This is a genomic window from Ralstonia sp. RRA (genome assembly GCF_037023145.1).
Taxonomy (GTDB): domain Bacteria; phylum Pseudomonadota; class Gammaproteobacteria; order Burkholderiales; family Burkholderiaceae; genus Ralstonia.
The window spans coordinates 3,068,758-3,082,126 of record NZ_CP146091.1; the positions used below are offsets into that span (position 1 = coordinate 3,068,758).

General features: G+C 65.0%; 15 protein-coding genes. 7 read left to right on the forward strand and 8 right to left on the reverse strand.

Features of this window, described 5'->3' with window-relative positions:
- Positions 1 to 116: 116 nt before the first annotated feature.
- The gene (gene ychF, locus V6657_RS14730; RefSeq protein WP_048935376.1) at positions 117 to 1,211 is read left to right on the forward strand and encodes a redox-regulated ATPase YchF; all 1,095 of its coding nucleotides are present in this window, start codon (positions 117 to 119) and stop codon (positions 1,209 to 1,211) included.
- A 75-nt stretch (positions 1,212 to 1,286) separates the two neighbouring features.
- Here the strand turns inward: ychF and V6657_RS14735 are convergent, their stop codons facing one another.
- The 6 genes from V6657_RS14735 to V6657_RS14760 form a co-directional block, all read right to left on the reverse strand.
- A complete protein-coding gene (locus V6657_RS14735) occupies positions 1,287 to 2,543 on the reverse strand; it encodes an MFS transporter (RefSeq protein WP_048935375.1) in 1,257 nt (418 codons plus the stop codon).
- Positions 2,544 to 2,553: 10 nt separating this feature from the next.
- Positions 2,554 to 3,276, reverse strand: coding sequence for an amino acid ABC transporter ATP-binding protein (locus tag V6657_RS14740; RefSeq protein ID WP_048935374.1), 723 nt, complete (start codon positions 3,274 to 3,276; stop codon positions 2,554 to 2,556).
- Complete coding sequence (locus V6657_RS14745; protein ID WP_021197431.1) at positions 3,263 to 4,012, reverse strand: amino acid ABC transporter permease; 750 nt, start codon at positions 4,010 to 4,012, stop codon at positions 3,263 to 3,265. Before V6657_RS14745 ends, V6657_RS14740 begins: the two co-directional genes overlap by 14 nt.
- 87 nt (positions 4,013 to 4,099) lie before the next feature.
- Entirely contained in the window at positions 4,100 to 4,876 is a 777-nt protein-coding gene (locus tag V6657_RS14750; RefSeq protein ID WP_137884792.1) for a basic amino acid ABC transporter substrate-binding protein, read from the reverse strand.
- Positions 4,877 to 5,249: 373 nt separating this feature from the next.
- Positions 5,250 to 6,656, reverse strand: coding sequence for a DKNYY domain-containing protein (locus tag V6657_RS14755; RefSeq protein WP_048935373.1), 1,407 nt, complete (start codon positions 6,654 to 6,656; stop codon positions 5,250 to 5,252).
- Positions 6,656 to 6,904 carry a GlsB/YeaQ/YmgE family stress response membrane protein gene (locus V6657_RS14760; protein WP_048935372.1) on the reverse strand — a complete coding sequence of 83 codons (249 nt, stop codon included), beginning with the start codon at positions 6,902 to 6,904 and terminating at the stop codon, positions 6,656 to 6,658. The genes V6657_RS14755 and V6657_RS14760 overlap by 1 nt, the downstream gene beginning before the upstream one ends.
- Before the next feature lie 254 nt (positions 6,905 to 7,158).
- Between V6657_RS14760 and hemA the strand changes: the two genes are divergently transcribed.
- The 6 genes from hemA (at position 7,159) to V6657_RS14790 (ending at position 12,193) form a co-directional block, all read left to right on the forward strand.
- Complete coding sequence (hemA, locus tag V6657_RS14765; protein WP_048935371.1) at positions 7,159 to 8,466, forward strand: glutamyl-tRNA reductase; 1,308 nt, start codon at positions 7,159 to 7,161, stop codon at positions 8,464 to 8,466.
- Positions 8,467 to 8,561: 95 nt separating this feature from the next.
- A complete protein-coding gene (gene prfA / locus V6657_RS14770) occupies positions 8,562 to 9,644 on the forward strand; it encodes a peptide chain release factor 1 (RefSeq protein WP_048935370.1) in 1,083 nt (360 codons plus the stop codon).
- A 189-nt stretch (positions 9,645 to 9,833) separates the two neighbouring features.
- On the forward strand, positions 9,834 to 10,169 hold the full coding sequence (locus tag V6657_RS14775; protein WP_048935369.1) for a hypothetical protein: 336 nt from the start codon (positions 9,834 to 9,836) through the stop codon (positions 10,167 to 10,169).
- A gap of 88 nt (positions 10,170 to 10,257) precedes the next feature.
- The gene (gene prmC, locus V6657_RS14780) at positions 10,258 to 11,124 is read left to right on the forward strand and encodes a peptide chain release factor N(5)-glutamine methyltransferase (RefSeq protein ID WP_048935368.1); all 867 of its coding nucleotides are present in this window, start codon (positions 10,258 to 10,260) and stop codon (positions 11,122 to 11,124) included.
- Between the two features lie 101 nt (positions 11,125 to 11,225).
- Positions 11,226 to 11,537, forward strand: coding sequence for a Grx4 family monothiol glutaredoxin (grxD, locus tag V6657_RS14785; protein WP_021197440.1), 312 nt, complete (start codon positions 11,226 to 11,228; stop codon positions 11,535 to 11,537).
- Between the two features lie 32 nt (positions 11,538 to 11,569).
- Positions 11,570 to 12,193 (forward strand): UbiX family flavin prenyltransferase, encoded by a 624-nt coding sequence (locus V6657_RS14790; protein ID WP_048935367.1) that lies wholly within the window; start codon positions 11,570 to 11,572, stop codon positions 12,191 to 12,193.
- Between the two features lie 19 nt (positions 12,194 to 12,212).
- Here the strand turns inward: V6657_RS14790 and V6657_RS14795 are convergent, their stop codons facing one another.
- Both V6657_RS14795 and V6657_RS14800 read right to left on the reverse strand, forming a co-directional pair.
- Positions 12,213 to 12,398, reverse strand: coding sequence for a hypothetical protein (locus V6657_RS14795; protein ID WP_048935366.1), 186 nt, complete (start codon positions 12,396 to 12,398; stop codon positions 12,213 to 12,215).
- 130 nt (positions 12,399 to 12,528) lie between these two features.
- The gene (locus V6657_RS14800; RefSeq protein ID WP_048935365.1) at positions 12,529 to 13,254 is read right to left on the reverse strand and encodes a hypothetical protein; all 726 of its coding nucleotides are present in this window, start codon (positions 13,252 to 13,254) and stop codon (positions 12,529 to 12,531) included.
- Positions 13,255 to 13,369 lie beyond the last annotated feature (115 nt).

Genomic DNA, 13,369 nt, shown 5'->3' on the forward strand with positions numbered 1-13,369 from the left:
CCCATCCGGAGCGGTTACAATCACGCCTTTCCGTGAACGACGCGCACAGCCCCGATTCCGCTGTGCTGCCGCCGCCTCAGCGTCACGTAACCCCTTGATTTAGAGCCTTTTTCACCATGAGCCTCCAATGCGGCATCGTCGGCCTGCCGAACGTCGGCAAGTCGACCCTGTTCAATGCCCTGACCAAAGCCGGCATCGCCGCCGAGAACTACCCGTTCTGCACGATCGAACCCAACGTGGGCGTGGTGGAAGTGCCGGACGCGCGCCTGGCTGCGCTGGCTGACATCGTCAAGCCCGAGCGCGTGCTGCCGGCAGTGGTCGAGTTCGTCGACATTGCAGGCCTGGTGGCAGGCGCATCCAAGGGTGAAGGTCTGGGCAACCAGTTCCTCGCCAACATCCGCGAAACGGACGCCATCACCCACGTGGTGCGCTGCTTCGAAGATGACAACGTGATCCACGTGGCCGGCAAGGTCGACCCGATCGCCGACATCGAAGTCATCAACACCGAGTTGGCTCTCGCTGACCTGGGTACGGTGGAAAAGGCACTGCAGCGCTACACCAAGGCCGCCAAGTCGGGCAACGACAAGGAAGCCGCCAAGCTGGTCGCCGTGCTGGAAAAGGCCCAGAAGGTGCTGGACGAAGCCAAGCCCGTGCGCGGCCTGAACCTGACTGATGAGGAATGGGCGACGATCAAGCCGCTGTGCCTGATCACGGCCAAGCCGACCATGTACGTGGCCAACGTGCGTGAAGACGGCTTCGAGAACAACCCGCACCTGGATGCCGTGCGCGCTTACGCTGCCCAGACGAATTCACCGGTGGTGGCCGTGTGCGCCGCCATCGAAGCCGAAATTGCCGACCTGGACGACGCCGACAAGGCCGAATTCCTGGCCGACATCGGCATGGAGGAGCCGGGCCTGAACCGCGTGATCCGCGCGGCGTTCAAGCTGCTGGGCCTGCAGACGTACTTCACCGCCGGCGTGAAGGAAGTGCGCGCCTGGACGATCCACATTGGCGACACGGCTCCGCGTGCGGCTGCAGCCATCCACACGGACTTCGAACGCGGCTTCATCCGCGCCCAGACCATCTCGTACGACGACTTCATCCAGTTCAAGGGTGAACAAGGCGCCAAGGAAGCCGGCAAGATGCGCGCCGAAGGCAAGGAATACATCGTCAAGGATGGCGATGTGCTGCACTTCTTGTTCAACGTCTGATCCGACAAGCGCAACGAAAAAGCCCCGCAGTGCGGGGCTTTTTTCATGGGCAACGCACGCACCCGTGGTTTGCTGTCAGCCCAACTCCGCACCCTTGAGCTCGGGGATCAGAAAGAACGTTGCCAGCATATCCAGCACGTAGATGCCGGCCAGCAGCGCAATCGCCACCGGAAACGAATACGCCGAAGCCAAGCTGCCAATCGCCACCGGCCCAAACCCGCCGATGGCACGGCCGATGTTGAACAGCACGTTCTGCGCGGTGGCCCGGGCCGCCGTCGGATAGGCCTCGGAGATGAGCGCGCCGTATCCGCCGATCATGCCGTTGACGAACATGCCCATGAGCGCGCCGGTCCAGAGCATCGTCACCGGATCGGTCAGCTGCGCATAGGTCAGCACCATGGCCACGGCACCCGCCTGGAAAATCAGGAACGTCGGCTTGCGCCCGATGCGGTCGGCCAGATGACCAAACGCAACGATGCCGGCCATCATTCCGAGGATCGTGACGGAGGTCCACACCGCAGACTTGGTGAGCGAGAAGCCCAGCGTCTTGCCCAGGTACGTCGGCAGCCAGATCATGATGCCGTAGTAGCCGAAGTTCTGGACGGCGCAGAGGATGACGATGCCCAGGCTGGTGCGCGTAGTGCGGGCATCGGCCACCAGCAGCCGGAAGGCATTGGGCTTCGGGCGCGCAGTATCCACATGGCGGACGAAGACGACCGGCTCGTGCAGCGTCTTGCGGACCAGCCAGGCCACCAGCGCAGGCGCCATCCCCAGCACGAACATGCCGCGCCAGCCGATAACCGGCAGCAGCATCGGCGTGAGCAACGCTGCCAACAGCACGCCCGACTGCCAACCCAGCGCCACATACGACGACACCCGCGCGCGCTTGTGCGCAGGCCACGCTTCGGCCGCCAGCGCCATGCCGATCCCGAATTCGCCGCCCAGGCCGATCCCGGCGATGGTGCGATAGACCAGCAGATCGCTGAAGCCTTGGGCGAATGCGCACAGGCCCGTGAACACGGCAAACAGCACGATGGTCCAGGTGAGCACGCGCACGCGGCCGTACACATCGCTCAACGCGCCGAACACGATGCCGCCAGCCACTGCGCCAATCAGCGTCCAGGTCACCAGGGCGCCGGACTGGCTCGGTGTCAGGGCCAGCGCCGCGCTGATGGCGGGCAGCATGAAGCCCAGGATCAGCAGATCAAAACCGTCCATCGCATAACCGATGGTCGAGCCGGCCAACGCTTTCCAGGCGTAGGCCGAGGTCTGCGCGGGATGCGACGCCGCGGTACCGGCGCCAGCGGGCGATGCGCTTGCGTTCGCGTCCATCAGGTCGCTCCTACAACACCTTGCGCAGGAATTCGCGCGTGCGCTCGTGCTTGGGCGCGGAGAAGATCTGCTCCGGCGGCCCCTCTTCCATGATCACGCCCTGGTCGATGAAGAACACGCGGTCCGATACTTCCCGTGCGAACGCCATTTCATGCGTGACGACCACCATCGTCATGCCCTCCTCGGCCAGCGACTTCATCACCTCCAGCACCTCGCCGACGAGTTCCGGGTCCAGCGCAGAGGTGGGTTCGTCGAACAGCATCACCGTCGGTGACATCGCCAGTGCGCGGGCAATCGCCACGCGCTGCTGCTGACCGCCCGAGAGCTGGCTCGGGTGTGCGTCGATCTTGTCGAGCAGGCCGACCTTGCGCAGCAGTTGCTCGGCCACGATGACGGCCTCGTCGCGCTTCATGCCGCGCACCTGCATCGGCGCGAGCACAAGGTTGTCGAGCACCGACATATGCGCGAACAGGTTGAAGCGCTGGAACACCATGCCCACGCTGGCGCGCATCTTGTTCAGGTCGGTCTTCGGGTCTTCCACGTGGAAACCATTGACCAGCACCTCGCCGCCCGAGACGGTTTCCAGCCCGTTCAGACAGCGCAGGAACGTGCTCTTGCCCGAGCCCGACGGGCCGATCACGCACACCACTTCGCGCTCTTCGATGCGGCAGGTGATGCCGCGCAGCACGTGCGCGTTGCCGTACTGCTTCTGCAGGTTGTTAACGACGATCATTCTTGCCGTACCTCGCTTCCAGATGTTGAACCCCGGCCGACAAGACCAGCGTGATTGCCCAGTAGATGAGCGAGATCGTCAGATACGGCTCCCAGTAGCGCGCATACGCGCCCGACACGGTGCGCGCGGCGTAGGCGAGTTCCGCCAGGCCGATGGCTGACGCCAGCGACGAATCCTTGACGATGGCGATGGCGTTGTTGCCTAGCGGTGGCAGCATGCGGCGAAACGCCTGCGGCAGCACGACGCGGCGCAGCGTCTCCATGTAGGTCATGCCCAGCGAGCGCGCCGCCTCTGCCTGACCGCGATCGATCGACTGGATGCCGGCGCGGAAGATTTCCGACACATACGCGCCCGCGTTGAGCGAGATGGCGAGCACCGCCGACGTGAACGCGCCGTATTGCTGCCGCACATCACGCGCCAGCTCACCGCTGATGAGCCAGCCATCTGCCGGGTTGATGAGCAGCGGCATCAGCGCAAAATGGATCAGCAGGATCTGCACGAACAGCGGCGTGCCGCGAAAGAAGCTGACATAGAAGCGCACTGGATATTGCACCGCATAGCGCAGGAAATACTTGTAGAAGCCATGACGCGCCTCGGCCAGCCGGCCAACGCCGAGCACCAGCCCGAGCAGCGTGCCGGCGATCACGCAGATCACCGTGCACTTGAGCGTCATCAGCGTGCCCTCGACGAAGAGCGGCAGATATTCGCCGATGATGTTCCACTGGAACCCACCCATGGAGACCACCTTTTTTTACTGGAGCAACAGAATGAAACGAGCCGGCAGTGCCGGCTCCGGGAAAAACGCCTGATGGCGAAATCGCGCTTATTGCTGCGGCAGCGTCGGCACGTTGTCGTCAAACCAGTGCTTGTAGATCTTGGCGTAGGTGCCGTCGGCAACGACCTTCTTCAGGCCGGTGTTGATCTGGTCGAGCACCACCTTGTTGCCCTTCTTGACCGCGATGCCGAAGTACTGCGGCTTGAACTTGGCGTCAGAGACCAGGCTGAAGGGCTTTTCCGGGTGGCTCTTGATGTAGAACTTGATCACGCCCACATCCCCCACCGCCGCGTCGACGCCGCCGCGGTACAGCTCTTCGAGCATCAGCGGCGTGTTGTCGAAACGCTTGATGGCCGAGCTCGTGCGGCCCAGCTCTTCCGAGACAGCGGTGTCGCCCGCGCTCGATGCCACCACACCGACTTGGCGCTTCTTCAGGTCAGCCAGGCCGCCGATCTTGGCGTTCGGCGCGGTGATGATCACCTGCCCGGCCGGAAAGTACGGTGCCGAAAAATCGACCATCTGCTTGCGCTGGTCGGTGATGGTGATGCCGGAAACGATGATGTCGCGGTCGCCCTGGTTGAGCGTGGCAAAGATGCCTTCCCACGGCGTGCTGATCAGCTTGACGTTGAAGCCGCCGGCCTTGCCGATCGCCTTGATGAGGTCGATGTCAAAGCCGGTCAGTTCCTTTTGCGGGGTTTCAAACTCGAACGGGCGGTAGGTGCCGCCAGCGCCAACGGTGTAGGTGGGCTCCGCCGATGCGCCGCCCGGCGCCATGGCGAAGGTGGTCAGAACAGCGGCGGCCATGACGAAGCGCTTGATCAGCATGTTGAATCTTCCCGGCGGGTGTGGTGAACAGGGCGCTGATGATACTCCTCCACCTGCCACACAAAAATGCGGGTCGGCCACAGTTGGCGCGCCGTGAAGGTGCCGAAAATGGGGCGGGAGCCGGCGCCTGGGTTACCGCCACGCGCTGGCGCAAGTCAAACGGCATCCAGCGGGCATGGCGACGTTGAGGCGATTAAGCATCACTTTTTTACAGGCATGCCGGCCGAGACGGCAGCTTTGGCGATGTGCGGCACATCCTGTTCAACGTCTGTCAGGCAAGCGCAACGAACAAGCCCCGCAATTGCGGGGCTTCTTTCATGTCCGGTGACCGTGGCGACGGCGACTAGCGCAGCCCGTAACCACGCTTGGCGTTCTAACGCCGCACCACTTGCGGCTGGATGCCGTCCCCGCACCAGTTGGCCCGCATGCGGCGGCCATCGCGCAGGTCGATCACCGTGTCGAACTCGGTCGACTGCTGCGGGATGGCGAACAGGTAGCGGTAACGCGTGTTCTCGAACGCGATCTTGAAGCCAGCGGGCACCTGGTCCTCGGGCAAGCGTTTCATCGGGCCGAAGCGCGACACGCCATCGCGCTCGGGCGTGGCGAGATCAGACACCTGACCGCACAGCGGGCCACTGCCACGCTCCAGATCATGCAGCGAGATAAAGCCGGTCTCGTCGACGAGGTAACCGGCGACCGGCCCGCTCAGGCGGCCCGTGTAGCGGAGGTCGACCACGGCATCGCCCACGACCGAACCCATTTTCTCGAGTTGGAACACGCGATGGCCGCCGATACCCAGCAGTTCATCACTGTCGGCGAGTTGGAAGTAGACGAAGTCCGGCACGTTGCGGATGTGCATGACCTTGTAGACCTCGCCGAAGTACAGGATGTCATTGCCGCTGCGCGCGATGCGGAAGTTCGATGCCGTAGTGTTGCGCACGAGTTCGGCCCGGCATTTCAGCTCGGGCAGCCCCGGCACCGGGCACGTCGGCGGCAGCATCTGGAACGAGGCCGCACGCACGCCATCCAGCGGCTTGCCCTTCACGTAGATGTGCTGGCCGTCGCTGATCACGTTGGAGTACAGCGGCTGCGCAAAAGCCAGGACGGTCAGGTTGGGCCGCACGTCGGGGCGCGGCTTGATGCCGTCCAGCGCATTGATCTCAAAGACCCGCCCACCGTTGACGGCAAAGGTCTCGTCAAACACCGTCACCGGCCCCGGCGCCATCCCCGGCACAGGTGTCTCGTCGTGATAAATGTGCGTGCGGTCCCGGGCCCAGGCGGCATCGGCAGCCGCGCCCTGCGGCGTAAAGACCTGGAAGCTGGCCGCATCCGCGCCGGCAATCGGCGAGGTGTACGAGAACACGGTGCGGCCATCCGTCGCATAACCCTGACCGAGCGGGCGCAGGCTCGCGCCGTTCGGTGTCAGCCGATAGTAGTTGCGGACCTCCGACAGCTCATTGCGCTGAAGCGGCCCGGGAATCAGGCATGACGGGTTGAACGCCGGCCCGCCGCCGGCGCACGCACGCGACGTGTTCACATCCGTGGTGATGAAGTAGCCCTGGCCGTCGATCACGCCAAAGCGGTCACTGCGCATCTCGATCGCATGCTTGCGGCAAGCGTTGGTGCGCTCTGGCCGCAGATCGGAGATGGATTGCCCAGGCTTGGCGGGCGGATACCAATGCTCGGTGCAGCTCCGCACCGTATAGGCCTGGCTGGCCACCGGCAGCCCCAACAACATCGCGCCAGCCACGAGCAAACCGGCCCGCCATGCACGCCGCATCAGCGGCCGCCCCGCAGCAAACCCCACGCGGCCGGCACCACCATTGCGCCGATCACCGCTGCCGTCCACGCCATGATCTGCCCGTCGGCATACAGGTGCGCAAACTGGCCGCCGTAGTAGCCAACCAACGCGCCGAACACGCCGGCCAACAGCGCGGCCAGCCAGCCGAGGCGTTTTCCACTCGGATGCAGCCAACGCGCCGCCGCGCCCACTGCCAGCCCGATCCATAGCGGTGCGATCCACCCCATTTGCCTGTTCTCCGTGTTGCCGTGCGCGATTTCGCGATAGGTCGCGGTTCAATTGGACGCGTACCTTAGCGCAAGGCCGGGCGGAAAACCACACGGAAGGCAACCGCAGCGCACCCGCCATCAAGTGATGCATAACCAACATTTTGACGCCGAACGACAGTCCTATTGCCCTGTGTCCTGTCGAGCGTCGGGCCCGGCGTTATAATCACGAGTGCTCAAAATTCGTGCCGTTCCTTCTTAACCGGCCGCCCCACATGCAGTTGCTGACGCTCGGAATCAACCACCACACTGCGCCGCTTTCCCTGCGCGAGAAGGTGGCGTTTCCGCTCGAACAGCTCAAGCCCGCGCTGGGCACGCTGCGCCAACACCTGCCGCACCTCAAGAGCACGGCCGAAGCCGCCATCCTCTCCACCTGCAACCGCACCGAGATCTACTGCGCGACCGACGGCAACCTGCCTGAAGAGACCGCGCATGAGCACGCCATTCGTTGGCTGGCGCAGCACCACAACGTCGACGCCAGCGAACTCGCGCCCCACGTGTATTCGCTGGGCCAATCGCTGGCTGTGCGCCACGCATTTCGCGTGGCGAGCGGGCTCGACTCGATGGTGCTGGGCGAAACACAGATCCTCGGCCAGATGAAAGACGCCGTGCGCACCGCCACGGAAGCAGGCGCACTGGGCACGTACCTGAATCAGCTATTCCAGCGGACCTTTGCGGTGGCCAAGGAAGTGCGCGGCACGACGGAGATCGGCGCGCATTCCGTGTCGATGGCCGCTGCCGCCGTGCGTCTGGCGCAGCGCATCTTCGAATCGATTGCCGAGCAGCGCGTGCTGTTCATCGGCGCCGGCGAGATGATCGAACTGTGCGCCACCCACTTCGCCGCGCAAAAGCCGCGCGAAGTAGTGATCGCCAACCGCACGCTGGAACGCGGCGAGAAACTGGCCGAAGCCCTGTCGAACCAGGGCCTGAACGCCCACGCCGTCCGCCTGGCTGAACTGCCGACCAAGCTCGCTGAGTTCGACATCGTCGTCTCGTGCACGGCAAGCACGCTGCCTATCATCGGCCTGGGCGCCGTGGAACGCGCCATCAAGCAGCGCCGCCACCGCCCGATGTTCATGGTCGACCTGGCCGTGCCGCGCGATATCGAACCCGAAGTCGCACGCCTGTCCGACGTGTTCCTCTATACCGTGGACGATCTCGGCGCCATCGTGCGCGAGGGCAACGCACTGCGGCAGGCCGCCGTCGCACAGGCCGAGGCCATCATCGAGACGCGCGTGCAAAACTTCATGCACTGGCTCGACGCACGCAGCGTGGTGCCCGTCATCCGCGATTTGCACGCGCAGGCCGAAACGCTGCGCCAGGGCGAGTTGGAGCGCGCCCAGCGCATGCTCGCGCGCGGCGATGACCCGGCGCTGGTGCTCGAAGCGCTGTCGCAAGCGCTGACCAAGAAATTCCTCCACGGCCCGACGCATGCGCTCAACCACGCGCAGGGTGAAGGCCGCGAACAGCTCATCGACCTGCTGCCGGCACTGTTCCGCCAGTCCAGCCACTCCGAGCGCTAGCGGCGCCTCGTCCGCACGCGCCCATCCGTGGCGCATGTTCCGGCGCGGTATCCTGCGCCGCCCTCGCCTTAGCGTTTCCACCAGCGACTGCCCGAATGAAGCCCAGCATGCTGTCCAAGCTCGACCAACTGGCCGAGCGCACCGTCGAAATCAACGCGCTGCTCGCGCGTGAAGACGCCACCGCCAACCTCGATCAATACCGCAAGCTCACGCGCGAACACGCCGAGCTGGAACCCGTGGTCGCGCAATTCGCGGCGTGGAAGCAGGCTGAGGACGACGTCGCCACCGCGCAGGAACTGCTGGCCGATCCGGACATGAAGGCGTTTGCCGAAGACGAACTCCGCGCCGCACGCGAGCGGCTGGAGTCGCTCGAAGGCGAACTGCAACGCCTGCTGCTGCCGAAAGACCCGAACGACCACCGCAACATCTTCGTGGAAATCCGTGCGGGCACGGGCGGCGATGAATCCGCGCTCTTCGCGGGCGATCTGCTACGCATGTACACGCGCTTTGCCGAGCGCCAGCGCTGGCAAGTGGAGATCGTGAGCGAGTCGCCGTCAGACCTGGGCGGCTACAAGGAAGTGATCGCGCGACTGGTGGGCGAAGGCGCGTATTCGCGGCTGAAGTTCGAATCGGGCGGCCACCGCGTGCAGCGCGTGCCAGCCACCGAGGCGCAGGGGCGCATCCATACGTCGGCCTGCACCGTGGCGATCATGCCGGAGGCCGACGCGCTGGCCGACATCCAGATCAACCCGGCGGATTTGCGCATCGACACCTTCCGCGCGTCCGGCGCGGGCGGGCAGCACATCAACAAGACCGACTCGGCCGTGCGCATCACCCACCTGCCGACCGGCCTGGTGGTGGAGTGTCAGGACGACCGCAGCCAGCACCGCAACAAGGACCGCGCCATGCAAGTCCTTGCTGCACGCCTGAAAGACCGCCAGGAGCGCGAGGCGCAGGCCAAGGAGGCCAGTGCCCGCAAGAGCCTGATCGGCTCGGGCGACCGTTCCGACCGCATCCGCACGTACAACTTCCCGCAGGGCCGCGTGACCGACCACCGCATCAACCTGACGCTGTACAAGATCGACGCGATCATGGACGGCGACCTGGATGAACTGGTGGGCGCACTGGCCGCCGAGCACCAGGCCGAGCAGCTTGCTGCCCTGGGCGAGGACAGCTAACGCGCCCGATTGTTAAAAAGCGGCCGCCTCGTAACATCCGCTTGCGTTTGATACAGCTTTGCGTGGTGGCGCATCGACCACCCGTTCCTATAATCGACTTCGATCGCGCCGAGTGCGCCGCCGGTCGCAGCCGGCGGTCATCTTCCCCTGACAGGCGCGGCAACCACCACGACGATTAGGAGAATCTCAATGCGTACCCAACTGCTGGCCATCACCGTTGCCACCACCCTCGCCCTCGGCCTGGCCGCCTGCGGCAAGAAGGACGAAGCCCCGGCTGACGCCGCCAAGAATGCGATCCAACAATCGGCCGATGCTGCCAAGAGCGCCGTCGACAGCGCCAGCAACGCCGCCGGCAAGGCCACTGAAGCAGCTGACCAGGCCAAGGAAGCCGCCAAGACCAGCCTGCTGGACGCAGCCTCGAACACGAAGGCCGCCGTATCGAGCGCGGTAGCAGCCGGCCAAGAGGCCACGAACAAGGCCATCGACGCCACCACCAAGGAAGTCGAGGGCGCCAAGAAGCCGTAACCCGCACTGCGCCGCACCTCACACGGGCCCGCGCCACACGACGCGGGCCCGTGTTATTTTGGCGGCCCAATCACGCCTACCTTGCCCCGTGTCAGCGCTCTCGCCCGATTCGCTTTCTACCGTCGCTGTGACCTTGGCTGCGCTAGCCCGCAGCGGCCTGCCTGCGCTGGAAGCACGCATGCTGGTCTCGCATGCGACCGGCCTGTCGCGCGTTCAGCTCATCACGCAAGACACCTACGGCATCGACGAAGCCGTGCGCCAACAGATCAGCGAACTCGCCGCACGCCGCCTGGCTGGCGAGCCGATGGCCTATCTGCTCGGCGAGCGTGAATTCTTCGGCCGCACGTTCAAGGTGACGCCGGCCGTGCTGATCCCGCGTCCCGATACGGAGCTGCTGGTCGAACAGGCACTGGATCGCATCGAAGAACGCGACGCCCCCGATGTGCTGGACATGGGCACCGGTAGCGGCATCATCGCCATCACCATTGCGCTCGCGCGGCGCGATGCACGCGTATGGGCCACCGATGCGTCTGCCGATGCACTGGCCGTGGCGATGGGCAACGCGCAAGCGCTCGGCGCCACGAATCTGCATGCCGCGCTGGGCGACTGGTACGGCGCGCTGGCTGAAGCCGACGCCCCGCACGTGTTCGACCTGATCGTCAGCAACCCGCCCTACATCGCCGCCACCGACGAACACCTCGGCCAGGGCGACCTGCGCTTCGAACCCGCCAGCGCCCTCACCGATCACGACGACGGCCTGCGCCAACTGCGCACCATCATCAACGGCGCCCCGGCACGCTTGGCGACCGATGGCTGGCTGCTGCTCGAACATGGCTACGATCAGGGCGAGGCCGTGCGCGCGTTGCTGACGGAGGCGGGCTTTGCCGACGTCTTCACCGCGCAGGACTTGGCCGGTCACGACCGCTGCAGCGGCGGGCGCCGCCCAGCGGCTTAAAACGGCGCAGGCCGAATCTCGCTAAAATAGATGAGTTTTCCAATGCGGACGCGGCGTCCTGCTGCTCCCCAATCGCACCCCAAATCGAATCGAGTCTCCCCATGAGCACCACGCACGAAAAAATCGACCAGATCGTCAAAGGTCACCCCGTCGTCCTCTTCATGAAGGGCACGGCGCAATTTCCGATGTGCGGCTTCTCGGGCCGCGCCATCCAGATCCTGAAGGCCTGCGGCGTGGACAAGCCGCACACCGTCAACGTGCTGGAAGACGACGAAATCCGCCAGGGCATCAAGGACTATGCCAACTGGCCGACCATTCCGCAGCTCTACGTCAAGGGCGAATTCATCGGCGGCTCGGACATCATGATGGAGATGTACCAGAGCGGTGAACTGCAGCCGCTGCTGGCGGCCTGATTGCCGATCGCCATCCGCGTCCTCAATTCAGCGTGACCTTGCCGGCAACCGCCTCGACCGAAACCCCACGTGCGCGCCGCATCATCGTTGCGATCACGGGCGCGTCGGGGGCAATTTATGGCGTGCGACTACTGCAGGTTCTGCAGGGCATGGGTGAATCGGCGGGGGTGGAATCGCACCTGCTGATGTCTCCGGCAGGGCTGATGAACGTGCAGCACGAGCTGCACATGGCGCGCGAAGAGGTGGAAGCACTTGCGCACGTGGTGCACAACGTGCGCGACATCGGCGCGACTATCGCGAGCGGTTCGTTTTCTGCCGAGGCAATGGTGGTGGCGCCGTGTTCGATGCGGACGCTGGCGGCCGTCGCGCACGGCCTGTCGGACAACCTCATCGCCCGCGCGGCAGACGTGACGCTCAAGGAGCGCCGCCGCCTGATCCTGATGGTGCGCGAAACACCGCTGAACCTCGCGCACCTGCGCAACATGACGGCCGTCACGGAGATGGGCGGCATCGTCTTCCCGCCCGTGCCGGGCTTCTACCAGCGCCCCAAGACCATCGACGACCTGGTCGACCATACGGTCGGGCGCGTGCTCGATTTGCTGGGCCTGCCGCAGACGCTGGCGCCGGGCTGGCCCGGGCTGCATTCAGCGGGCTAACTCACCTGCGCGCCGCCGATCAGCGGTGGTGATAGTTGAAGTACACCGACGGTCCCCAATACCCATAACCGCCGTAGTAGGCCGGATAGGCCGGAGCCGCATAGACCGGTGCAGGCGCAACCGCCACCGGTGCCGGATACACCGCACAACCCCCAAGCGTCGCGGCCGTCAGTGCAAGAAGCGGGGCCAAAGCCACGATTTTCATGATTAGCGTCCTTTGACCCCTCCAATGAGGCCATGCGGACCTTATAAGCGCCGCCACGCGACGCCGGGGTCATGCGGGTGTAAGGGATGTAACGGAAGACTACGAACGTGTGTTCGTCATCACCGCGAGGTCACTTCTGTGGCGTCGGCTTCCCTGCGGCGGGCTTAGCTGCCGCGGCAGGCGCAGAAGCGGCCACGCCGGAAGCCGGCTTGGGGGCGTCCGGATCCACCTCTGCGCGCATCTGGTCCATCACCGCGCCAGCGCGCGGCGACCAGAGGAATTCCACCGTGCCGTTCTGCGGCTCTTCCGGAATCGCGTACATCGTGATGATGGTCTGGTGGCCCGCCCAGCGCGCACGCAGTGAATCGACCGTCTTGCCCGACTTCAGCTTGAGCGGCGCCTTGCCTTCCTGCGCAGGCTTGCCGTAGCGATCAGACAGCGCCTGGAACACGCGCTGCTCAGTATCCACACCGCGCGTCGGCACGAACATGCCGGCGATGTTGCCGTCCTGGTCAATCAGCAGCACCGCCTGCGGGCCGTCCATCAGTTCAGGCCGCTTAGCCGATGGCACGCCCAACGAGCGCGTGCGCCCGTGCGATTCCAGAGTATCGGAACAGTATTCGGAGACATCCTTGCCGCCCGCGCTGCGCACGTCCTCACACGAGGGCAGCTTGCGCAGCGGCTTGCCGAGCGGGAAGGCATCAAGCAGCACGGCCACATCGCCCGGGTCGCGCACCGCCTTGGCCGGTGCCTCCGCTTTCGGTGCCGTCTTGGCCGCAGGTGCAGCAAACACCACTGGTGCCAGCAGCGAGGTCGAGAAAACGAGCGCTACGGCGCCGCGCGTCCAGCAAGTCATGCGAACTCCATGAAGGAAAGAGCCGAGAGTGTGCCATGCACGCATGGCGGGCGATGGCGAACGCGGTTCTGACCCGATAGGCGGAGTCGCGTTCCCTCGCCCAAAAGGCTGGCCC